Here is a 23,071-nt window from a genome sequence, read left to right on the forward strand (position 1 = left end):
CGGGTCGAGGTCCCGGTGAGGGGGCATGCCGGGATCGCGCGTTCGACGACCGAACGCGCGGTGCACCGGCCGGCCTGCGACCAAGCCCCCTATGCAGGCCGGCCGATTGTAGTCTCGAAGGCAGTTCCCCTTGCCCGGCAGCATCGGGCCACCGCACGCGGATCGCACCAGGGATTGCCCTTCTTTAAATGACGAGGCGCATCTATATTCGCTTTAGGAACGCCGAAGGATTAGGCAATGCCCAGGGTCTCGCAGGAACAGGCCAAGATCAACCGCCGACGCGTCGTCGAGGTCGCCGCGTCGCTGTTCCGGGAGCGTGGCATCAATGGCGTCGGCGTGGCCGACATCATGGCGTCCGCCGGCCTCACCCATGGAGGGTTCTACGGTCAGTTCGCCAACAAGGAGGCGCTCGCGGCCGAGGCGTTCGATACGGCGCTGGATGAGGAATACCGCGGGACCGTCGATACCATAATCGCCAACTATCTCTCTCTCGCGCACGTCCGGTCACCCGGGATGGGCTGTCCTCTCGCCGCACTGGCAAACGACGTCGCGCGGGAGCCGCGGGGCGGCCCCGTGCGTGCGCGCTTCACCCAAGGGGTCGAGCGCATGGCCTCCATCCTCGCCGGCCTGACGCCCAGGGTAGCCAAGGAGCGCCGCCGGCAACGGTCCCTGGCGACGCTATCGACAATCGTCGGTGCCGTCGTCCTGGCGCGGGCTGTCGACGACGAGGCGTTGGCGACCGAGCTGATCGAGGCGGCGCAGACTTCCGTCTCGGCCTGACATCCACGGGACCAGGCCGGCCGTGACGGCTCGCGCCTCAAGGCGGCGCGGTCCTTGACAACCTGAAGGAATGCCAGTGCCCGGCCTGTCGGGAGCCGCCTGTGCCGTGCGCCACCGCCGCGCGCACGATCTTGGGGAGAGGAGATCCATGCGCGACCGGATCGGGGTCTCCGGTAAGGGCGTCGTGTCCCCCCCTCGGCTGCAGCGTCGAGGGCATGCGGCGTAGGCTCGTCGCGTCCGGGTCCGGGCTGCGGCGCCTGCCGGACGACCTGGTACCCGACATCGACGCGAGGGTCGCTGGGCTGGTGCCGTCCCGCGACGAGGAGCCGGATGGGTTCGATCCGGATGCCCTCATCCCGGTGAAGGACCGCTGCAAGATGGACCGCTTCATCCAGTTCACGCTGGCGGCCGCGGACCAGGCGCTTCGGCAGTATGCTTGGCCAGCACTACTCAGAATTCGGGTTCAAGCTACGGCAATTGTATGAAGTTCTGTTGCGTCTTCCCTACTGAGAGGCCTCTCTCAACCAGTGGGTGAGCCCGGAATGGTGTGATGGGTGCGTCATATCCGGCGGTTCACCCCTTTCCAGCTGCGGATGAGATCGAGCAGAAGGAATGGCTGGGCGCTTCGGCCCTGGAGCGTGTTACGGACTAAAGCTAATCCGTTGAACCACAGCGGTTCTCTCGCGCGATACTCAGCCGAATTGATGGGCGGGTACAGTCACTTGGGTCCAAGTCCGTAACACGCTCCGAGAACATATTTGACCCACAGGAACTCTTTAGCGCTTTGTCCTTTGGAGCTTCCCATTGAAGTCGCACGAAGCCCCAGAATAACCGCAATATGTATGAGAAACTTCGATGTTATTGAAGTTTGGAGAAAAAACAACATTAATTTTGCAGGCGCCACCTTCGACATTTGGGTCTTTCTTCACGAATAGGATGCTGTATCGTCCGGAGGCTTGGCCCGCCATGCGCACGTCTCCTTGGCAGCCGCGCGTAAACACTTCAAATGTCCCAATAAAGCTCCGTCCTCCATTAGGTGAGCTGATCTTGACCCTCTGATTGTAGCTGCCCTTCAGCTCATAACTCCCAAGCGCTTCCTTTGTGAGGTCGCCGGCCACTGCAGATGCGCTGGCCAGTACGCAGATACAGACTGAGGAGTAAGTCAGTCCCAAAAAGTGCTGCATAGATCTGCCCGTCATTAATCCGAGTGATGTTCTTTTGGCCTGCCTGTTCGGCTGTGAGAGGCTGAAGCGCGGTTGCGCATCATGGCTGCGCCGGTCGCACTCCCAACACAGCGTAGCCGGCCCAATAGGCCGGATGCGCCCAGGCGGCCGGACCTTCGCGGTCGATTACCGCGAGCGTCGCAATACGGAGCGCCTCCGCCCAGTCCGCTTCAGGTCTCTCGGCCTGGTATGCGATCAGCCCCGTCGTCAGCTTCACCGAGGCTTCCGAGGGGATCGCCCAGTGCGTCGCCAAAAGGCTGCGCGCGCCGGCGTTGAAGAAGCCGCGTGCCAAGCCCGACAGCCCCTCCGCCCGGGGCCGACCGTCAGGGGTCGCGGTATTACAGGCCGAGAGCATCACCAGATCGGCATCGAAGCGCAGCCCGGAGATCTCCGACAGCCCCAGGAAGCCGTCATCCTCGCGGCTGGCCGTAGCAGGCGGCGTCAGCACAAGGCCTGGCTCGCTCGTGCCAGTCACCTCACCGGCGAGCGCTCCGTGGGTGGCGAAGGCGATGACGCGGTAGTCCACCAGCGGCGCTGCGCGAACCGCCCGCTCCGTGGCGCCGGCACCGAGCAGCAGGGCCTCGGGCGGAGCCTTCAGCAGGGTGGCAATGGCGCGCAGTTCATCTGCCGTCTCGGGCAGACTGACCAGCCGGCGCAGCACAGAGACATCGGCCAAGCCGCCGCTGGTCTGGAATGCGGCCGAGACGTCAATGCCGCGCAGTGCTCCTGACCCATCGGCCACCCGCAGCTCCGGAGGAGCAAGGCTCGGGTCGCCGATGCCGAGGAACGGCTTGGCGGCCCTGCTCCTGAGCGTCCCTGCACGCTGCGTGACGAGGGTGCGGACGGACGGCAGCAGCGCTAATGCATGCGTGCGGATGAGCCAGGGCAACGCGGCTGCGCGATAGGCCCCCGGATCGGCCGGGATCTCGGTCGCGCGTGTGAGGAGCAGCCCGTATGGCATCGCCTGAAGCGGGCCGTCGCCCACGAGGATGAGCTTGTTATAGGCGCTGAGCCTGTCCTGCGCGGGCCCGAAGATCAGCGCGTGGAGCTTTGCCGCATCTGCTGCGGGAAAGGGCTGTACGCCCCGCGTGACGTCGCCGGCCCCTCTGAGATTGCGCACCAACTCCTCGATCGCCTCACGCCGGATCAGGGTGCGCCACGCGTAGCTTTGGCCGGTGGCGTCCAGCAAGAAGCCGTGCAGTCCATGGCTGCCGACATGCAGCAGTACAAGAGCCTCGCCTGAACGCAGCCGCGGCGTCACCTCGGCGAGTGGTACCGGATCGATGTCCGCGGCAGCTGAGTGAGCCGGAGGCACTCGCTCTCGGAACTCACGCTCCAATGCATTGCGTCGTGCTTCTGCCGACCGTCGGACCGCGGCGAGCGCGCCGTCTACGTCGCCCGAAGAATGGCCGTAGCCGGCAATCTCGATAGCCCGTTCAGCCTCTCCTACGACCGCATGGTAGCGGCGACTCAGATCACGCAAAGCCTCATCAGCGAGGATGCGCCGCTGGTTGGCAACCTCAACGGCAAGCGCCGTCTCGCCAAACATCGCTCGCTGCAACTCCCGGAACAGCGTGTCATGACCCGTGCCGTTGCGTGAGAGCCCCGTCGGTACAAGGATCTCAGCTCTCTTCTGAGCAATTAGCCGAAAAGTGGGCCCAAGATCGCGCAGCGCCAGGATGGCTCCAGCCCCTCCGGCTGCCCATTCAGCCCGCAGCTTGTTCGTAATGAGAGCACTGGCCTCGTCGAGGCGAAGCAAGGCTGATGCTCTATCGCCTGCATCGAATTCAAGGGAAGCCAAGCGCGCCAAAGCAGGGGCGTAGACACTAGTCAACTTCTCCCATTCTCTGCGTCTGGAAGGCTTATCGACGGCCTCATCGCGCGTCATAAGGAGCTGAAGTGTTGCCCGAGCTTGCTGACGAAGGCCGAAGGTTTGAAAGTTGCGTGCAAGGACCGATAAATGCTTAGAGACGGCGCTGACCGCGCCGAACTGTTCGAAGTTATTCTCGATAACATTTTTGTGTATTGCTATCAAGTGATCAAACTGGCTGCGAGAAATCTCTGGCTTCATAGCGGAGAGAAGTTGAGCAAATTCTGCCGTCGTTGTGTCGCTTGTTGCGGTAGTCTCGCCGACCAGAGCAAATAATTTGGCCTTGCTAAGATCGTCTATTCTGGGAGGAAGCGCCCGTTGAGCGCTCGGATGTATGCCTCCATTTTTTCGGACTAATTGCAGGTATCTTTGTACGTAGGACGACAAATCTACCTTGGAAAAGCCATCCCGCGTGAGCGACAATGCCATTAGCAGGTACGCAGATTGTGGGAGCTTTGTCCCGACATCCTCGTCTGCGACACCTGTGAGCTGTGACGCGATCCACTGCCTGACTGCTACGGCCGCAGATGCTCCGCAGGTCGCGCAAAAACGTCCTTGAATGTATTGTCGCACCAATTCGTCCAAGGGCTCTGTTCGAATAAAGTCTGGATTAGAGGAGCTGCGTGCCCGCGTTCTCGACTGGATGGCAGCAGTAACTGCATCGGAGAATGCCTGTCCGGCCGCAGTATCTTCCAGGCGCGCATCGGCTATTCTGGCCCTGATAAGCGAAGATTGGAACCTGCGCTTGAGAGTTATGAGAGATGGGTCCGCCGCCAATAACTCTCCAACGCGCGCTGACGCGCGTTCTGTCGCAAATAAATTGCCGTAAAGCTGCTCATCAAACGCTAGATCAATCAAGGCGTCAACAAGTGCTCCTCGATCTTTGTTGTCTCCACGCTCGGCGTAAACTACTGCATCCTGTCGAAAGTCAACTGCAGCCGCAAATGCTTTGATTGAGGAAGCCACGCTTGCGGCGTGATTTGCGGCGCAAGATAAACGAGCCTCTTTTCTCTTGTGGGCATCGCAACTTGGATCATTGAGCTGCAGCAGAGCTCGCTCGTACAGGGTCCGGTCGAGTGACCGTGCGATTGAGAGGTGTTGATAGAGGCCGTCCCACGCTCCTGCGGTGTCGGTGCCGAGACTGTCGGGATTTGCGCGCTCCATGAGCAGCTTCTCGAAAGCCGGGCGGCTCATAGGCGACGATCCCGCCAAAGACCCGACAGGATTGAAGGTGCTGAAGGGGAGCGCAACGATCAGAGCTGCGAACAGCGGTCGGGCAGCCTTCATAATCAGCCTTGCGTGCAGCGGCTCGACTAAACGTGACTATAAGGCGCAGTCTGGCAGACAAAGTCAATATATCACGCAGGGAGATCGGCGCGCGAATAGTAGGCTGCGAGGCTATTGCAGAGGCATGCCTGGTCCTGCTCGCCATTTGCTGGGCGGCCTACGCTCGCTTACATTGAGGAACGGCGAGGAGCATGGTGCGGCCCGTTTTCCTGCGAACTAGAGGCTGGTACGGACTGCTGCGAAGTCGGCGGCTCTGCGCAGGAGTAGGAGGCTGAAGGCGACGAGTTGCGGTCCGGCCAAGGTGGCGGGCAAGCGTCCGTAGTCGCAGGCCAGCCGGCGAAAGCGGGCCATCCAGGCGAAGGTGCGCTCGACCACCCATCGGCGTGGTAAAAGGTCGAAGCCGCGCTTGGCCTCGGGCAGCTTCACCACCTCCAAGGTGATGCCGCGATCCGCCGCCACCTTCGCCGCACGCTTGCCTGTGAAGCCCTGATCGACATAGGCGAGATCCACGCTGTCGCCGGTCGCCGAACGCACTACAGCCACGTCCTGGCGCAGGAGGGTGCCCACGGCTTCGAGCTCCTGCGAAAGCCGTACTCGGCCGAGCAGGTCTCCCGCGTCCTGCGCAAGGCGGTCGGGCGTGACGGGCGGGCCCAGGAAGGGCGAGGGTGACGGCACGTCGGGCCGTTGAACAAAGGACATGCATCGCATCGGCGTCCGGGCGCGTTTCCCGTCCCGATCCTAAGGCGGATGGCTCCCGCCTCACCGCCGCAAGCCGGAGACGACCCATGAGTGACGGCTACCCCTCGATGACGGCCCTCCTGGGCTTGCTGGCTCTCGCCGGCTACCAGAACCGGGACAAGCTCGCGGAGCTGCTCGGCGGCGCTGGCCAAGCCACGCAGGCGCCCGCAGGCACGGGTGCGGCGCCCGGCAGCACGGGCGGTGGACTCGGGGGTATCTTTGGCGGCCTGCTTGGCAATCAGCCGAACCAAGCGCCCGGCGGCTTCCTGCACAGTGGTCTCGGCGAGATGCTTGAGCGCTTCCAGCAAGCTGGCCACGGGGCAGCCGCGCAGTCCTGGGTCAACCAGGGGCCGAACCAGGAAATCGCGCCTCAACACTTGGAGCAGGCCATCGGGCCTGACGTCCTCGCGGCCCTGACGCAGCGCACCGGCCTGTCCCGCCAGGAACTGCTGTCCCGGCTGTCCCGGGAGCTTCCGCAAGCCGTCGACCGCTACACGCCGGATGGCCGTATGCCGGCCTAGCCGGCGCCCCTCGACCCGACGGTCTTCGCCGACCCCGTTTCCGGGACCTCGACCTGAAGAACCGCGCCGGCAAGTCGTCGCCAGTGCGCGGCGCCTCGGGACCGTCGGGCGACGCGCGGCCTCGGTCGGCGACGCCTACGACAATGCCATGGCCGAGAGCTTCTTCTCCACTCGCGAATGCGAGGTGCTCGCCCGCCGCCGCTTCCCCTCGCAGGCGGAGGCACGCATGGCCGTCTTCAGCTGCATCGAAGGCTTCTACAATCCGCTGCGCCGCCACTCGGCGCTCGGCTACCGCTCGCCGCTCGTCCAACCTTGCAGCCTGCAGACGGAATTGAGGTTCCGGGCCAGCATTGACTCCGGACTCCATCTCGAACATGTCGCCCGCACAACGATGCGCGGTTGCTCGCCGACGTGCCAGCGCCGCGGTAGCCTCGCTTACTACCGCGACGAACTGGTCAGATCGGGATGGATGAAGACCTGCAGGCCGCCAGACTCAGAGCCGCGAGCCTCTTCCAGAGGCCTGGCTTTCTCGTCCGACGACTCCACCAGATCTATGTCGCGCTCTACCTGCAGGAATGCGAGCCGTTCGGGACAACACCCGTCCAGTCCAGCGTGCTTCAGGTCCTCTTGCTGCGCCCGGGCCTGGATCAGGTCACCCTGGCGGCCGAGATCGGCGTGGATCGGACGACCCTCTCCGAGGTCCTGAATCGTCTGGAGCGACGCGGCCTGATCGCCCGCCGCCCGGCCGAACACGACCGCAGGACCCGCCGCGCTTTCCTGACGGACGAGGGCGCGGCGATGGTGAGCGCGATGCAGGGCGCGCTCGACAACGCGCATCGCAGACTCATCGAGGCTCTACCGCCGGAGGCGCGTCAGGCCTTCGTCGAGCAGTTGCTTGTGCTGGTCGAAGCAAACAATGAGCAAGGGCGCGCCATTCTGAAAACATATTAGGCGCGCGCTGCTCGAATCTTCGCGTTGACCTATCGAAATCCTATCATCAGTGTACTGACGAATTGGCTGGGGAGCTGCCGCACCGGGCGCGCCTCACCCTGAGCCAAGCCGGAAGGGTCACCTGATGCCATCGAAGGACCGTGATCGGCAAACCCTGCGCGGCTTCCTCGGCATGGTCCAGGAGCACTATCCGCGGGACTTCCTGCGCATCGCGGAAACCGTCGATTCCCGCCTTGTCCCCACGGCAATCGTCTTCGAGCTGGAACGGCAGGGTCGCGACCCGGTGGTCGTGTTCGACCGGCTCGACGGCAAGAGCATGCCCTGCGTCACCAACATCGCCGCGAGTCGGACCCTGCTGGCGGCCTGTCTCGGCGTGCCGCCGGCCGAACTGCCCACCGCGTTCCGGGAGCGGTGCCAGACCTACATCCCCTGCGAGACGGTCACCGACCCGGCCTGGGACGAGGTGGTGATCGAGGGCGAGGCGGTCGATCTCGCCCTCCTGCCGATCCCCTACCAGTTCACCGTCGACGCCGCGCCCTACATCACGGCCGGGCAGCTCACCGCTCGCGACCCGGAGACCGGCGTCGACACCACGGGCTTCCACCGGCTCATGCTCAAGGGCCGTAACAGGCTCGGCGTGTCGCTGCACTCGCGCCGGCGGATGTACGAGTTCCACCGACGCGCTGAAGCCCGAGGCCAAGCGCTGCCGGTCGCGATCACGATCGGTATCCATCCGCTCCACTACATGGGCTCGATGGTCTACGCCTATCCGCCAAACGTCCGGAAGTTCGAGATCATCGGGGGCCTCTTCGGCGAGCCCTACCGCCTCGCGCGCTGCGGCGTCGGCGACCTCGAGGTGCCGGCCGGCGCGGAGATGATCATCGAGGGCGAGATCCTGCCGGACGTCCGCGAGCCCGAGGGTCCCTTCGGCGAGTTCACCGGTTACGCCTCCTTTCGCAGCACCCAGAATGTCTTTGTCGCCCACCGAATCCGGATGCGGCGCGACGCCATGTTCCACAGCGTCACCTCCGGCATGTCGAAGGACCACATCCTGGTCTCGTGCATCACGCGCGAGGGCGAGATCCTCAACGCGCTCCGGCGAAACCTACCCAATGTGAAGGCAGTGCACGTCCCGCACTCGACCTGCGGGGCCTTTGTCGCGATCGTCTCGATGAAGAAGACCGCCGAGGGCGAGCCCCAGATGGCCATCATGGCCGCGCTCGGCACCGAACTTTACACGAAGTACGTCATCGTGGTCGACGACGACGTGGACATCTTCGACATCAACGACGTGTTCTGGGCGATCGCCACCCGCGTGCGGGCCGAGAAGGACATCGTCCTGATCCCCGGCGTGAAAGGCGCTATCCTCGATCCGAGTTCCGACCCGACCGACTTCACGCTCACCAAGATGGGCATCGATGCGACGCGTCCGGCAGGCCGCGATTTCGCCGAGCGTCTGGTGATCGGGGACGAGGACCGTGCGCGGGCGCGCGCCATCCTGGAACGGGCCGGATTGCAGGCCTGAACACGCAACCCGCTATGCGGTCACGGCAAGAGAGGAGTGGTTCGATGCTGAGGCGTTTCCTGGCCGCGGTGCTAGCGTCCGCGATCCTGACCGCGTCGGTGCCCGCGGCCCGTGCTGAGACCAAGCTTCGCTTCGCCCTCGATTGGATCCCGGGCTCGACCCACGCCGCGTTCCTGATCGCGCAGCAGAAGGGCTACTACAAGGCCGAGGGTCTCGACGTCACCATCGATCCCGGGAAGGGTTCGACCGAAGTGGTCCGGCAACTGGCCGCCGGCCTCTACGACATGGGATTTCCCGACATCAACGTCCTGATGGAGTTCAACGCCCGCAATCCCGATCAGGCCTTCCGGGCCGTCATGAGCGGCTACGAACAGGCGCCTGCGGCGATCGTCTTTCTGCGCAAGAGTGGCATCTCCGAGCCGGCGCAGCTCGCCGGCCGGAAGCTCGGCTCGGCGCCCCACGACTCCACCTTCAAGCTGTTCCCCGTCTTCGCGAAGCGGAACGGGTTCGACCCGGACTCGGTCAAGGTCCAGTCGATCGAGCCGAGCCTGCGGGAGGTTCTCCTCGCCCGGGGCGACGTAGACGCCGTTCCGGGCCAAGTCTTCAACTCGTACATCGCCCTCAAGGCGAAGGGTGTGAAGGCCGAGGACATACAGTACTTCATGTACAGCGATCACGGCCTATCCCTCTACGCAAACTCGATTGCGGTGTCCCGGCGCTTCGCGGAGCAGCATCCCGAAGCGGTGCGGGCCTTCCTGCGCGCCTCCGTGAAGGGACTGCGCGACCTCGTGCGCGATCCCGAGGAAGGCGTGAGAGCGGCACTGACCTTCCAGCCGCTTCTCAACGCCGAAGTTGAGCGGGAACGGCTCGCGATCGCCATGAAGTGCTGTCTCGTGACCGAGCGCGTCCTGAAGGACGGCTGGGGCGTCCTCGACGAGGATCGGCTCGCCAAGGGCATCGCGCTCATCGTGCAGTCGTATGGCCTGCCCCGCTCGCCGGCCGTCGCCGAGGTCTACGACCCATCGTTCCTGCCATCCCGCGACGAGCGCATGGTTCGCTGAGACGTCCTTCCCTCCGGCTTCGCAGGGCTGCCATGTCGTTCATCGAGATCGAAGCAGTCGACCTGATCTATGGCGAGGAGCGAACCGGCACGCTTGCCGTCTCCGAAGCGAGCCTTTCAATCCGCCATGGCGAGTTCGTCGCACTCGTGGGACCGAGTGGATGCGGGAAGTCCACGCTCCTCAAGCTCGTCGCGGGCCTCGTCCGGCCGAGCGCGGGCCGGATCCGGGTCGAGGGGGCTGAGGTCACGCAGCCGCTCAAGACCGTCGGCATGGCTTTCCAGAACCCGACCCTGCTGCCCTGGCGCACGATCCGTGACAACGTCCTGCTGCCGCTGGAGGTGGTCGAGCCCTACCGTCGGCGCCTCCGGCAGGATCGCGCGGCTAACAGGGCGCGGGCGGACGCCCTCTTGGAGGCGGTCGGCCTGTCCGGCTTCGGCGACCGGATGCCCTGGCAGCTCTCCGGCGGCATGCAGCAGCGCGCGCAGCTCTGCCGCGCCCTCGTCCACCAACCCTCGATCCTTCTGCTCGACGAGCCCTTCGCGGCACTGGACAGCTTCACGAAGGAGGAGCTCTGGCACGTCCTGCAGGATCTGTGGTCGCGGCAGAGCTGCACCATCATCCTGGTGACTCACGAATTGCGCGAGGCCGTCTTCCTGGCGGAGACGGTCTACGTCATGAGCGCGCGCCCCGGCCGGCTCGTGAAGCGGACGGATGTGCGCGTCGCTCGGCCCCGCACCCTCGAGACGACCTTCGAGCCGAGCTTCGTCGGCATCGTGCAGGATTTGCGTCACGCGATCGGAGCGGCGCGATGCGCATGAGGTCGATGCTCCTCGCCCGCGCCGCCCCCTGGATCAGCGCCGCTCTTCTCGTTCTGGTCTGGTGGCTCGGCGTCGCGGCCTTCGACGTGAAGTCCTACATCATGCCGACCCCCGGCGAGACCCTCGCCTCGCTCGTCCGGCACTGGCGGCCGCTGGCGGCGAACGGCGCCATCACGCTGGCAACGACGCTGGTCGGCTTCTCCGCGACGCTGGTCTTCGGGACGCTCATTGGCATGCTGGTCGGCATGTCCCGGCTCGCGCATCAGGCGATCTACCCCCTCCTAGTTGCCTTCAACAGCGTGCCGAAGGCCGCGCTCGTGCCGATCTTCGTGGTGTGGTTTGGCCTGGGGGCGGTTCCGGCCGTGATCACGGCCTTCCTGCTGTCGTTCTTCCCAGTGGTCGCCAACGTGGCGCTCGCGTTCTCCTCGATCGAGCCGGAGCTCGTCGACCTGATCCGCTCCCTCGGGGGCTCCCGCCGCGATCTCATGGTCAAGATCGGGATTCCCCGCGCCCTGCCCTACCTCTTCGCCTCCCTGAAGGTCGCGATCACCCTCGCCTTCGTCGGATCCATCATCGCGGAAGTCATCGGCGGCAACGGCGGGATCGGCAACGTCATGCTGGTGGCCAGTTCCAACTTCGACATGCCGCTCGTCTTCGCAGCGCTCAGCGTCGTCGGCGTCCTCGGGACCGGAATGTACGCTCTCTTCGAACTGCTCGATCGGCATTGGGCATCCCGGTCGGCGAGGCCCTCAGGCCTGCAGGGGATCGAGAATGCCAGCTGAGCGTTTCGCGTCCGGCGAGGGGCCGCCGAGGCGGACCCGCCCGACGCGGCTGATCGTGGCGATCACGGGCGCCTCCGGCGCCACCTACGGCATCCGCGCGCTCCAGATCCTGCGGGCGCTCGGCCATATCGAGACGCATCTCGTCCTGACATCCTCGGCCGTCCGCACGATCCTGGCTGAGTCCGATGTGACGCCGGACGCTGTGCGGGGGTTAGCCGATTATGTGCACAGCCCGAAGGACATCGGCGCCTCGATCGCCTCCGGTTCCTTCCTGACGGACGGGATGCTGGTCGCGCCATGCTCCATCAAGACCCTGAGCGGCGTCGCCCATTGCACCAACGAAGCCCTCGTCGTGCGGGCGGCAGACGTGTGCCTGAAGGAGCGACGGCGCGTCGTACTCCTTGTTCGCGAGACGCCCTTCCATGCGGGCCATATCGAACTCATGGCGCAGGCGACCCGCAACGGGGCTATCATCATGCCCCCCGTGCCGGCGTTCTATCATCGGCCCGAGACCATCAATGACATTGTCGATCAGACGGTCGTCCGAGCACTCGATCTCTTCGGGATTGAGACGAACTTTGCTAAGAGGTGGGATGGCCGCAGGCCCGATCAGGAAGCAGAGCCTCACCTTTCATAAGCCGGAGATGGAAGGAGCCAAGCCTCAGACCCAATCCAGCGGTTTCCACCTGTAGGCTAGCACAAGCAATGGCACAAAGCTGATCAAGCAGGGCTCCTTGAATTTGCCGATGAGGAGCAAGCAGATCTCCCCACGACACAGATTGATCGTCAAAAGCGCGCACTATTTGGATCGACAAGCTGAGCTGCCGCGGCGTCCGCTCTGAAGACGCTCCTGTGGGCGGCTGATTCGCCGAGAGGGAGCGCAAAGCCGAAGGGCTGCCTTTCGGTCAAAAGCCAAGGCTCGGTTGTAGCCGGAAGCCGAACAAGGCAGGACAAACTCGGGGCCGAACCGGGCCACATCCACAATCACCGCAGAGGGCGTCCCACAGCTCGAGCGACATCCTGTGCGCTCAGCCCGAACCCGGACAAAAACTGATCATTCATCGCAAAGCCAGCTTCCCGAACCGCTGTGCTCAAACTGCGGCGCCAGGAACTGAAGGGGCCGTGAACTTCCGAGTGGTTCACGGAGCTGTTAATCACGTAGGCGCCGGTCACCGGGAGGGGGACAGCCACCCCGCCGTGCTCCCGCGCGGTCTCCGGCCAACGATAGTGCTCGTGCAAGACGGCGTGGGGATCGCGCCGCAGCGCTTCGGCCGCTTCGGGGACAAGCCGCGCGACAACACTTGAACCGCAAAGACGCTGGAAGCCACCATCAAAGATGCGCTCGTCCGGCAGGTGGATCGCCCGGTGCGCCCGGATGTCGGCCATGAAGCCGTCGGCGATGTACCCGCCCAGTGCCTCGGACGGGATCGCGGTTCGTGCCGCCTCAACGAGCCGACGGTCGACCCAGTCGTCGCCGTCGAGGAACATCAGCAGACCGCCGCCTTCCGCCAAAATACGCTGGGCAATCAAGTGCTTCTTGCGCCCGCTGTCGAGATTGTCCGCACGGACGGCCTCGACCGGCCAGTCGGCGGCAATGAAGGCAATCCGGCGATCAAGGGGCACGACGGCTGGCCGGTCATGTCCGGCGATCACGACGCGGAACGCCAGGTCCGTCTGAGCCGCGACTGACTTGAGGGTCAAGCCGAGCAGCGCCTCAACGAGCGGCCAGTCCGTGGCGGCGTCACGCGCGATCAGGGGGATTCCGAAGGTGAAAGGTTCCGCCACGATCCGCCGCCCTCAGAATGGCCCTGTACCGCACTGGGCTGCGGTGACATCACGCGTAAGCGCAGCGACATGCGCCGCGTAGAAGCGGCAACACTGCTCGTGGAGGGTTCGGACGCCCTCATCCATCATGAGCTTGTCGTAACTGGCCCTGACTGCTGGCAGCCTGACCGCAATGCTGAGGTCTTCCTCCTCGTTCCGGTCGAACACAGGCCAGTTCGTCTCGCGCGACCACTCGACGTTCAGCCCGCCGCCGCGGCGGTGCTTGACGACGTAGTCCTCCCAAGAACGCGTGTTGTAGTGGTTGACCTGAGCCAGCTTCCAGGAGACTGCTCCCGGCTCCGACTGCAGAAAGTCTCCGTGCGACTCGTCGTAGAAGTAGGCGGGCAGCGTCGCACCCGCTCCATTCACATAGCGAAGTGTGCCGAGTGCGTCCGAGTGCGGAAAGCGCGGCTGATGTGGCAGCAGCTTGCAGCCGTAAACTTCCGCCTGCGTGAAGAGCGTCTTGTAGGGTCGATTGACGCCATGTTCGAGAGGCGCTGCCCGGGTGAACCGCTCGGTCAGGAAGTCCGGAGACCATGTGCGGTGCCTGGAACTGCCAAATACGCGCCAGTTCACGAGAATGGCGGTGCTCCCGGGAACGGCCGTGATCAGGTCCGTCACGCGCCCCTGGCCGACATGGATGTTGAGGAACTCGTCGGCATCGAGCACCATGACCCAGTCTGCCTCGCTCAGGATGGGCAGCCGCTCGGCGCGGGCATAGGCGGCGAGTTGGGGCTTGTCCCCTGGCGCAACAGTATGGGGTAGATGGGTGAGCAGGCCGAGCGCCTGAATGCGGTCGAGGAGTGCCGGTGAACCGTCGACGCAGTCGTTTGTGCAGATGACGATATCGGTAAACCCGATGGCACGGTGGTAGGCGAGCCATTCAGGTATGTACGGTCCCTCGTTTCGCATGGTCGCGACGAGGAGAATTCGACGGGGCCTCGCCGAGTGTGTTGGGGGTGCAGGTACCGTCATGAGTACGCGAGCACCTCGCGCTCCAGGCTTGCCTTGTCGGGCAATCTGGTGAGCACAGCGAACGTTCCGGCCCAGGTCGTCCGACGACCTTCGCGGCCCTACGAACGAGAGGGAGGCACGTTCTGCGCCTTTCCGTCGCTCGCCTCCTCTCCACCGTCCGAGAATGAGGCAGCCAGAGGCTTGATCTGACCCGGGGCAGGCATTTGAAAGGTCCGCTCGTGAGCGACCGAATAGGTCAGCGTCGGCGGCTCGTGGCCGAAAGCGGAATGTCTGCTCGCCGGTCCCTTGGACGAATAAGCAGACCCCAGCGCTGAGGTGCAACAAGACTACGGAGCACTCTTCTCGAGACAGCCTGTTGGACTGCAAACCCCGTTAGAGCTGTGCACCGAGTTCAGACGAGAGGCGTTCGCCAGCCTCTCGCAGCCGAGGCTTGAGCGTCTCCGCTTGCTCTAATGTCAGCCTAGACGCTGGACCGGATAGCGCGATGGCACCGATCAACCGCTGCTCCGTCCCGAACACTGGCATCGCGATCGATGCCACATGAGGGTCGGTAATGCCGGAGGAATAGATCGGGATCTCGATCGACGCCTTTCCCGAAGCCCTTCGGTCGCTGAAGGTCCTCAAAACCTGGGCGATGGCCGATTCGTCCATCGGCCGCATGTCGCCAGGGCGGACATTCATCCGCAGCGGTGACGGCGAATCCGCCCGAAACAGGCACAGCCGCTGGTTGCCCCGGCGGATGTAGAACGAGGCCGTCTCCAGTGACTCGGCGGCGAGTCGCTCGAGGACGGGGACGATCCGCTCCTCCAAGGCGAAGGATTGCTGGTAAACCGAGCCGATACGGGCCGCCTCAACGCCCAGGCGGTAGCGCCCATCGTCCAGCCGCTCGATCAGGTTGAACTTCTCAAGCGAGATGCACAGCCGCATGATCGTGCTCTTCACGAGCGACGTTCGCCGGGCGAGCTCGGAGAGTTCCAGAGCATCGTCGCCCCGTCGGAACGCGGTGAGCACCGTCAGTACCCGATCGGCCGAAGCCACGCCTTCGAGATTGGGCCGCGCACGCGCCTCCTTCGCCATCTCTTCGCACTCGTTCCGGTTTCGCGAGGTCTGTGACGCGCGATCCATAGCGATCGTCCCCTTCCTCACCAAGCCGTGACACCGCCTTGCCCACGGCATCGTTGACAGCCCCCGCTGTTTGCGCGAGTAAAAACGAAACGCCGTTTCAAAATTCGGCGATTCGGGAGTGGACGTCATGGCGCTAGGGCAACAGACCCAAGCTCCGGCCCACGCGGTCGATGAGCGAAACCTCCATCGCAAGATGATGCGGCGGATCCTGCCGTTCCTCTTCGTGTGCTACGTGGTCAGCTATCTGGACCGCGTGAATGTCGGCTTCGCCGCGCTCACGATGAATGAGCATATCGGTCTGACCGCGACATCCTTCGGTATCGGCGCGGGGCTATTCTTCCTCGGCTACTTCATCGCCGAGATTCCGAGCAACCTGATCATGATGCGCGTCGGAGCCCGACTCTGGATCGCGCGGATCATGATCACCTGGGGCCTCGTCTCGGCGGCCACCGCCTTCGTGACGGGCCCGATCCAGTTTGGCATCGCCCGCTTCCTTCTCGGCCTCGGCGAGGCGGGCTTCGTGCCGGGCGTCTTCCTCTATCTCAGCCTCTGGTTCCCCTCGGCGGTGCGGGCGCGGGCGACCGCGCTGTTCCTCCTCGGGATCCCGGTCGCCAACATCATCGGCTCACCGATCTCCGGGGCGCTGGTGCAGATCGAGGGCTTCGGCCTCGCGGGATGGCAGTGGCTCCTCATCCTCGAAGCGCTGCCTGCGGTGATCCTCGGCATCGTCTGCCTCTTCATCCTCACCGACCGGCCTGAGAAGGCCGACTGGCTCACGCCCGCCGAGCGCGAGGCGCTCGTGGCCAAGCTCGCCCAGGAGAAGGCGGCGATCGAGAAGAAGCACCCGATGACCCTGGCTCAGGCCCTGCGGAACTGGCGGGTGCTGATGCTGGCCACGATCAACTTCTGCGCGATCATCGGCTCGCTGGGAATCGGCCTGTGGCTGCCGCAGATCATCAAGCAGCTCGGGCTCGCGACCTCGCTGGTCGGGTTCGTGACCGCTATCCCCTACCTCTGCGGCGCGGTAGCGATGGTGGTGTGGGGCCGCCTGTCCGACCGGGGCGGCGACCGCACGGTCTACCCGGCCATCTCGCTGTTCGTCGGCGCCACCGCGCTGACCGCGAGCGCCGTCACGCCGACGCCGATCCTCACCATCGCTGCGCTCTGCGTGGCGGTGATGGGCATCAACTCCTTCGTAGCGACCTTCTGGGCTGTACCGTCGGGCTTCCTCACCGGTCGCGCCGCGGCGGGCGGGATCGCGATGATCGTCTCGATCGGCAACCTCGGCGGCTTCGCTGGGCCCTACCTGATCGGCCTCGTCCGCGATCTCTCGGGCGGGTTCACCGCGCCGCTGCTGGCGGTCAGTGGGATCCTCCTCGTCGGCGCGGTGCTGATGCTGGCCTTCGGCCGGCAGGTTCGCCGGGATGCGATCCCGGTCGCGATCCCGGCGTAACCGCCATGATCCCGCCTCTTCCATCCGGCCCGGAGGTGACCTCGCTCACCGCGGCCTTCTGCGCCGAGCTGCGCGCGCGGGGCTTTGCGGGCGACCTGACCCTCGGCGAGGCCGACCGCACCGTGCTCGCCACGGACAACTCGATCTACCAGATCACCCCGCAGGCCATCGCGTTTCCGCAGGGGCTCGACGACCTCGTTCGCATCGCGACCCTGCTCGCCGAGGAGCGGTTTGCCACGGTGCGGATCGCTCCCCGCGGCGGCGGGACAGGAACCAACGGCCAGTCCCTCACGGACGGGATCGTGGTCGATCTCTCCCGGCACATGAACCGCATACTCGCCATCGACCCGGTGCGCCGGACGGCGCGGGTCGAGGCGGGGGTGGTGAAGGATCAGCTCAACGCGGCGCTTGCTGAGCACGGCCTGTTCTTCGCGCCCGAACTCTCGACCTCGAACCGGGCCACCATCGGCGGGATGATCTCCACCGATGCCTGCGGCCAGGGCTCCTGCCTCTACGGCAAGACCCGGGACCACGTGCTCGCCCTCACCATGGTGCTCGCCGACGGGACGGTCTGGCACTCCGAACCCCTCGATGACGCCGGCCTGACGGCGGCCCAGGCACGCCTGGATCTCGTGGGTGCCATCCACCGGGAGGTGGACAGGCTCCAGCGCGAGAACGCGGCGCTGATCGACCAGACCTTTCCGGCGCTGAACCGCTGCCTCACCGGCTACGATCTCGCCCATCTGCGCCGCGCCGACGGACGCTTCGACCTCAACGCCGTGCTGTGCGGCTCGGAGGGGACGCTGGGCCTGCTGGCCGAGGCGACGCTCAACGTCCTACCGCTGCCGACCCACATGGCGCTGGTGAACCTCCGCTACGACAGTTTCGACGCGGCCCTGCGCGACGCGCGGACGCTCGTGGCCTTCGGGGCGGCCTCGGTCGAGACGGTCGATTCCAAGGTGCTGGGCCTCGCCCAGGAGGATCCGATCTGGGAGGGCGTCGCCGCCTACTTTCCTGAAGACGGGGGCGAGCGGGCACGGGGCGTCAACCTCATCGAGTTCGTCGGCGACGGTGAGCCGGCGGTCGAGGCGGCGCTCGCCCGTCTCGCGGCGGCCCTGGACGAAGCCGGCCGGACCAAGGGCCGCCGAGGCTACACGGTAGCAAGGGGCGAGGCGGAGGTCGGCCGCCTCTGGGCGATGCGCAAGAAGGCGGTCGGCCTCCTCGGCAACACCAAGGGCGACCGGCGGCCCATCGCCTTCGTCGAGGACACCGCCGTCCCGCCGCAACACCTCGCCGACTACATCGCGGAATTCCGCGACGCCCTCGACCGGCGCGGACTCGATTACGGCATGTTCGGCCATGTCGATGCCGGCGTGCTGCACGTGCGGCCGGCCATCGACATGAAGGCGCCTGGCGCCGAGGCACTCGTCCGCGCCGTCACCGAGGACGTCGTCGCCCTGACGCAGCGCTATGGCGGTCTGCTCTGGGGCGAGCACGGCAAGGGCGTGCGCTCCGAGTTCTCCCCCCGGTTCTTCGGCCCGCTCTACCCCGTGCTGCAGGCGGTGAAGGCGGCCTTCGATCCGCGCAACCAGCTCAACCCGGGCAAAATCGCCGGCCCCGAGGGCACGGCGCTCATGACCGTGGACGGCGTGCCGACCAAGGGCCAGCGGGATCGGTCGATCCCGAAGACCGTCCGGGCCGCCTACGACGAGGCGCTCCACTGCAACGGCAACGGCGCCTGCTTCACCTGGGACCCCGACGAGGCGATGTGTCCGTCCTGGAAGGGCAGCCGCGAGCGGCGGCACTCGCCGAAGGGCCGCGCCCAGCTCATGCGCGAGTGGCTGCGGCGGCTGGCCGCCGAGGGCCGCGACCCGCTGGAGGAGGCCCGCCGCCTGCGCGCCCGGTCGGGCTGGCTGACCTTCCTGGCCCGCCTCGCCGCGACCCTGCGGCGGCGGGCCGACTTCTCCCACGCGGTCCACGAGGCGATGGCCGGCTGTCTCGCCTGCAAATCCTGCACGGGGCAATGCCCGATCAAGGTCGACGTGCCGACCTTTCGGGCGAAGTTCCTCGAACTCTATCACGGCCGTTACCTGCGGCCCCTGCGCCATCACGCCGTCGCCGCCCTGGAGGCCGCCGTACCGCTCCTGGCCAAGGCGCCCCGGCTCGCGAATGCCGCGACCTCGCTGGGCCTGACCGGGCTGATCGGGCTCGTGCACGTCCCGCAGCTGTCGGGCCTCGACTTGCCCAAAGAACTGAAGCGCCGCGGCGTAGCGCTGGCCGAGGCGCGGACCCTGGACCGCCTCCCGGAGGCCGAGCGGCTGACGAGCGTCATCGTGGTGCAGGATGCCTTCACCAGCCACTACGACACGCCCGTCCTTCTGGCCCTCCTCGACATGCTGATCGGGCTCGGGTTGCGGCCCTGGCTCGCGCCCTACCGCCCGAACGGCAAGCCGCTCCACGTCCACGGCTTCCTCGGCCGGTTCGCGCGTCTGGCAGAGGCCAATGCCGATGATCTCGGCCAGCTCGCCGCGACCGGCATCGACCTCGTCGGCCTCGACCCGTCGATGACGCTAACCTACCGCTCCGAGTACCGGCAGGCCCTGCCGGGGCGGGACCTGCCACGGGTCCACCTTGTCCAGGAATGGCTCGCCGGCCGCCTCAACGGCGTCCGCCCGGCCCCCGAAGCCGAGTCCTACTGGCTGCTGCCCCACTGCACCGAGCGGGCGACGGCGCAGCCGGCGCTCGCCGACTGGGCCACGGTCTTCGCCGCCCTGGGGTTGCGCCTGTCGGTGCTGCCATCGGGCTGCTGCGGCATGGCCGGCACCTACGGCCACGAGGCCGAGCACCGGGCGATGTCGGAGCGGATCTACGGCCTGAGCTGGGCCGGGCACGTCGCCGCGAAGGGCCGCTCGGGCCACCTTCTGGCGGACGGCTATTCCTGCCGCTCGCAGGTGAAGCTGGTCGACGGCCTGCGCCTGCCCCACCCCGTCGAGATTCTCCGCGATCACCTCGCCGCTGGCCCGCTGGCCGGCCGGCGGACCGCCACCCTCACCGCATGACCCTCAAGGAGCACACCATGGCAGACCGCACGCAATTCCGTTTGGGCCTCGTCGGCTACGGCGAGATCGGCAGCACGCTCGGCGCGGGCCTGCGCGGTGCCGGCCTCGAAGCAATCGCCTGCTACGACAAGTACGCGTTCGACGGCCCCTACGCGGACCTCATCCAGGCGCGGGCGAAGGAGGCGGGCGTTGCCCTCGTCCGCTCGAACGCGGACCTCGCCGAGGCCGCCGACCTGATCGTGAGTGTCACGCCGGGCGCTTCCTCGCTGGAAAGCGCTGACGCCTTCGCCCCGGTGCTCACGGCGCGCCACACCTTCCTCGACTTCGCCTCGGCGACTCCGAAGATTAAGCAGGGTGTCGCGGGCAAGCTCGAAGCGACCGGCGCCCTCCTCGGCGACGGCTCGATCGAGGGTACGCCGCTGCACGGCTACTCCATGCGGATGCTGTCGAGCGGCCCGGCCGGCGAGCGGGTGCGCGACCTGCTCGTGCCGTGGGGCATGCAGATCGAGTTCACCGGCCCGGTCCTGGGCACAGCCTCTGGGATCAAGATCATCCGCTCGGTCCTCATCAAGGGCATCGAGGCGCTCACCGACGAGATGCTGCTCGCCGCCCGGCACTACGGGATCGACGAGGTCGTCCTCGCCTCGGCCTCCAAGACCCTCGCCCGGCCGTGGATGGATACGGTTCAGAGCCTCACCCCGTCTGGGGCGATCCACGCCAAGCGCCGCGCCGAGGAGCTGGAGATGTCTGCCGACGCCGTCGCCGATGCCGGGGTCGAGCCGATCATGGCCCGCGCGGTGGCCCAGCGTCTGCGCTGGAAGGAGAGCCTCGGCCTCAAGGACCACTTCAAGGGCGTCGTCCCCCGGACCTACCAGGAGGCCGTGGACGCCATGGTGCTCAAGGCCGGCCTGAAGCCTGTCGCCTAACGCCCCCTTCCATCCCCCCGCCTCGAAGGACGACCATCATGGCAATCGGCTTCAAGATCCACCCGCGCACCCGCACGATCGACCCGGCCACCGTCGAGAAGTTCAAGGGCATCGCGGTCGCCAACATCAGCGACTCCATGAGCCGGATGAGCCATGGCGGCGCGCGGATCCGGCCGCTGCATGCCGGAGGCGTGCTCTGCGGCGTCGCCCTCACCGTGCGGGCGCGCCCCGGCGACAATCTGCTGATCCACGCGGCCCTCAACCGCGCGAAGCCCGGCGACGTCCTCGTCGTCGATGGCGACGGCGACCTGACGAACGCGCTCATGGGCGAACTCATGCTCTCCCACGCGCAGCAGATTGGCATGGCCGGCGTCGTTCTGAACGGCGCGGTGCGCGATTACGGCTGGATCCGCATGAACTCGTTCCCTGTCTTCGCCGCCGGCGTCACCCACCGCGGCCCCTACAAGAACGGGCCGGGCGAGATGAACGCCACCATCGCCATCGAGGGCATGGTCATCGAGCCCGGCGACCTGATCGTCGGCGACGACGACGGCTTCGTCTGCGTGCCCTTCGATCAGACCGAGGCGGTGTTCGCCGCCGCCGACAAGAAGCAACAGGCCGAGGCCAGGACCATGGCCGCGATCAAGGACGGCACCGTGGACCGGTCGTGGGTCGAGCGCGCCCTCGCGGAGTCGGGCTGCGAGGGGATCTGATCTCCTCCTCGCTACGCCGCACGACAAAGGCTCAAGGGCGCGGGACGTCACGTGAGCCAAATCTCGAACTATAGGGAGGTTGGGACGTGAACGTCTCCGAACAAGCCAAGCATCCGCTTGAGGCTGCGACCATGCGCCGGGTCATCCTGCGGCTCGTGCCGTTCCTGATGCTCTGCTATTTCTTCGCATTGCTGGACCGGGTGAACGTCGGCTTCGCTGCCCTGCAGATGAACAAGGATCTTGGGCTAACCCCGGCCATGTTCGGCTTCGCGGCGAGCCTGTTCTTCGTGTCCTACTTCCTGGTCGAGGTGCCAAGCAATCTCGCCCTGCAGAAGGTCGGGGCGCGGCGCTGGATCGCCCGGATCATGATCACCTGGGGCCTCGTCACTATGGGCATGGCCCTCGTGACCGGGCCCCATTCCCTCTACGTGATGCGCTTCATTCTCGGCGCGGCGGAGGCCGGGTTCTTCCCCGGCGCGATCCTCTACCTCACCTACTGGCTGCCGAGTGAGTACCGGGCGCGGATTATGGCGACCTTCACGGTCTCGATCCCGCTGGCGACCTTCCTCGGCTCACCCCTGTCCGTGTCGCTCCTCGAACTCGACGGTCTGCTCGGCCTCAAGGGCTGGCAATGGCTGTTCGTGCTGGAGGGTCTGCCGACGGTGTGCCTCGGCATCGCCTGCCTGTTCGTTCTGACGGACCGGCCCCGTGATGCGAAATGGCTCGGTGACGATCAGCGCGCATGGCTCGTCGCTCGCCTCGACGAGGAGGCGGCCAAGCGCAAACCCATCGGCCACATTTCCCTCTGGCAGCTCGCCCGCAACAAGTACTTCCTGACGATGGCGCTGGTCTGCTCCGGTGCTTCCGCGACGGGCAGCGTGCTCTCGGTCTGGCAGCCGCAGATGATCAAGTCGTTCGGGCTGACGAACCTCCAGACCGGCTTCGTCAACTCGATCCCTTACGGCTTCGCGACGATCCTGATGGTGCTGTGGGGCCGCCACTCCGACCGGCAGGGCGAGCGGCGTTGGCACACGGCGATCCCCCTGCTGCTCGCCGCTTTCGGCCTAGCCTACCTCAACCTGACCGGCGGCATCGCCACCGCCGTCCTGGCCGTGACCTTCGCCCTCGTCGGCGCCTACTCCTTCAAGGGGCCGTTCTGGGCGCTCTCCGCCGGCTGGCTGTCGCCGGGAACGCTGGCCGCAGGGCTCGCCGGGATCAACGCGATCTCGAACCTGATCGGCGGCGGGCTGATGGTGAACATCGTCGGCCTCGTGAAGGACGCGACCGGCAGCTTCCCACTCGGCATGCTCCCCGTCGCCGCCCTCGATGCCGCCGCCGCGATCAGCGTCATCCTGATCAGCCGCGCTCATGCCCGCGAGGCTCGGACCGCGGCGCTGCCCGCCTGAGCCATCGTCCCTGCTCCCCTACCGAGGACACACG

At 66.1% G+C, this 23,071-nt stretch carries 18 protein-coding genes and 2 pseudogenes; 15 read left to right on the top strand and 5 right to left on the bottom strand.

Translation table 11 applies throughout. From position 1 onward, the window contains the following. The first annotated feature begins 237 nt into the window (after positions 1 to 237). On the top strand, positions 238 to 780 hold the full coding sequence (locus MET9862_RS08745) for a TetR/AcrR family transcriptional regulator (RefSeq protein WP_142582646.1): 543 nt from the start codon (positions 238 to 240) through the stop codon (positions 778 to 780). 215 nt (positions 781 to 995) lie between these two features. Next, positions 996 to 1,265 (top strand): hypothetical protein, encoded by a 270-nt coding sequence (locus MET9862_RS08750; RefSeq protein ID WP_142582647.1) that lies wholly within the window; start codon positions 996 to 998, stop codon positions 1,263 to 1,265. Positions 1,266 to 2,043: 778 nt separating this feature from the next. Here MET9862_RS08750 and MET9862_RS08755 read toward each other — a convergent pair. After that, on the bottom strand, positions 2,044 to 5,067 hold the full coding sequence (locus MET9862_RS08755) for a CHAT domain-containing protein (RefSeq protein WP_185156801.1): 3,024 nt from the start codon (positions 5,065 to 5,067) through the stop codon (positions 2,044 to 2,046). A 309-nt stretch (positions 5,068 to 5,376) separates the two neighbouring features. Next, positions 5,377 to 5,700 (bottom strand): annotated as a pseudogene (locus MET9862_RS29805) (transposase); the annotation flags it as partial. Positions 5,701 to 5,945: 245 nt separating this feature from the next. Here MET9862_RS29805 and MET9862_RS08765 point away from each other — a divergent pair. From MET9862_RS08765 to MET9862_RS08800, 8 genes and pseudogenes are all read left to right on the top strand, one after another. Next, a complete protein-coding gene (locus MET9862_RS08765; RefSeq protein WP_142582650.1) occupies positions 5,946 to 6,419 on the top strand; it encodes a YidB family protein in 474 nt (157 codons plus the stop codon). A 121-nt stretch (positions 6,420 to 6,540) separates the two neighbouring features. Beyond that, a pseudogene (locus MET9862_RS08770) lies at positions 6,541 to 6,720 on the top strand (integrase core domain-containing protein); the annotation flags it as partial. Between the two features lie 164 nt (positions 6,721 to 6,884). After that, positions 6,885 to 7,370 (top strand): MarR family winged helix-turn-helix transcriptional regulator, encoded by a 486-nt coding sequence (locus tag MET9862_RS08775; RefSeq protein WP_142582651.1) that lies wholly within the window; start codon positions 6,885 to 6,887, stop codon positions 7,368 to 7,370. Positions 7,371 to 7,494: 124 nt separating this feature from the next. Next, on the top strand, positions 7,495 to 8,895 hold the full coding sequence (locus MET9862_RS08780; RefSeq protein ID WP_142582652.1) for a UbiD family decarboxylase: 1,401 nt from the start codon (positions 7,495 to 7,497) through the stop codon (positions 8,893 to 8,895). Between the two features lie 44 nt (positions 8,896 to 8,939). After that, positions 8,940 to 9,956: an ABC transporter substrate-binding protein gene (locus MET9862_RS08785; protein WP_185156803.1), complete on the top strand. Its 1,017-nt coding sequence runs from the start codon at positions 8,940 to 8,942 to the stop codon at positions 9,954 to 9,956. 32 nt (positions 9,957 to 9,988) lie between these two features. Next, entirely contained in the window at positions 9,989 to 10,774 is a 786-nt protein-coding gene (locus MET9862_RS08790) for an ABC transporter ATP-binding protein (RefSeq protein WP_142582654.1), read from the top strand. After that, positions 10,771 to 11,556 (top strand): ABC transporter permease, encoded by a 786-nt coding sequence (locus tag MET9862_RS08795; RefSeq protein WP_142582655.1) that lies wholly within the window; start codon positions 10,771 to 10,773, stop codon positions 11,554 to 11,556. Before MET9862_RS08790 ends, MET9862_RS08795 begins: the two co-directional genes overlap by 4 nt. Beyond that, positions 11,546 to 12,193 (top strand): UbiX family flavin prenyltransferase, encoded by a 648-nt coding sequence (locus MET9862_RS08800; protein WP_142582656.1) that lies wholly within the window; start codon positions 11,546 to 11,548, stop codon positions 12,191 to 12,193. The genes MET9862_RS08795 and MET9862_RS08800 overlap by 11 nt, the downstream gene beginning before the upstream one ends. A 347-nt stretch (positions 12,194 to 12,540) precedes the next feature. Here the strand turns inward: MET9862_RS08800 and MET9862_RS08805 are convergent, their stop codons facing one another. The 3 genes from MET9862_RS08805 to MET9862_RS08815 form a co-directional block, all read right to left on the bottom strand. After that, positions 12,541 to 13,341 carry a glycosyltransferase family A protein gene (locus MET9862_RS08805; protein ID WP_142582657.1) on the bottom strand — a complete coding sequence of 267 codons (801 nt, stop codon included), beginning with the start codon at positions 13,339 to 13,341 and terminating at the stop codon, positions 12,541 to 12,543. Positions 13,342 to 13,353: 12 nt separating this feature from the next. Next, entirely contained in the window at positions 13,354 to 14,292 is a 939-nt protein-coding gene (locus MET9862_RS08810) for a glycosyltransferase family 2 protein (protein ID WP_185156804.1), read from the bottom strand. A gap of 435 nt (positions 14,293 to 14,727) precedes the next feature. Further along, the gene (locus MET9862_RS08815; protein WP_142582659.1) at positions 14,728 to 15,432 is read right to left on the bottom strand and encodes an IclR family transcriptional regulator; all 705 of its coding nucleotides are present in this window, start codon (positions 15,430 to 15,432) and stop codon (positions 14,728 to 14,730) included. 175 nt (positions 15,433 to 15,607) lie between these two features. On the opposite strand from MET9862_RS08815, the gene MET9862_RS08820 reads away from it, so the two are divergent. The 5 genes from MET9862_RS08820 to MET9862_RS08840 all read left to right on the top strand — a co-directional run bounded on the left by MET9862_RS08820 (position 15,608) and on the right by MET9862_RS08840 (position 23,037). Further along, positions 15,608 to 16,933: an MFS transporter gene (locus tag MET9862_RS08820; RefSeq protein ID WP_142582660.1), complete on the top strand. Its 1,326-nt coding sequence runs from the start codon at positions 15,608 to 15,610 to the stop codon at positions 16,931 to 16,933. A gap of 5 nt (positions 16,934 to 16,938) precedes the next feature. Beyond that, positions 16,939 to 19,992: a D-2-hydroxyglutarate dehydrogenase YdiJ gene (ydiJ, locus tag MET9862_RS08825; protein WP_142582661.1), complete on the top strand. Its 3,054-nt coding sequence runs from the start codon at positions 16,939 to 16,941 to the stop codon at positions 19,990 to 19,992. Between the two features lie 17 nt (positions 19,993 to 20,009). Further along, complete coding sequence (locus MET9862_RS08830; protein WP_142582662.1) at positions 20,010 to 20,918, top strand: DUF1932 domain-containing protein; 909 nt, start codon at positions 20,010 to 20,012, stop codon at positions 20,916 to 20,918. A gap of 38 nt (positions 20,919 to 20,956) precedes the next feature. Then, on the top strand, positions 20,957 to 21,631 hold the full coding sequence (locus MET9862_RS08835) for an RraA family protein (RefSeq protein WP_142582663.1): 675 nt from the start codon (positions 20,957 to 20,959) through the stop codon (positions 21,629 to 21,631). A gap of 86 nt (positions 21,632 to 21,717) precedes the next feature. Further along, positions 21,718 to 23,037, top strand: a complete 1,320-nt coding sequence (locus tag MET9862_RS08840; protein WP_244612634.1) for an MFS transporter — start codon at positions 21,718 to 21,720, stop codon at positions 23,035 to 23,037. Positions 23,038 to 23,071 lie beyond the last annotated feature (34 nt).

It is taken from the genome of Methylobacterium symbioticum, from assembly GCF_902141845.1.
In the GTDB taxonomy this organism is placed as follows: domain Bacteria; phylum Pseudomonadota; class Alphaproteobacteria; order Rhizobiales; family Beijerinckiaceae; genus Methylobacterium; species Methylobacterium symbioticum.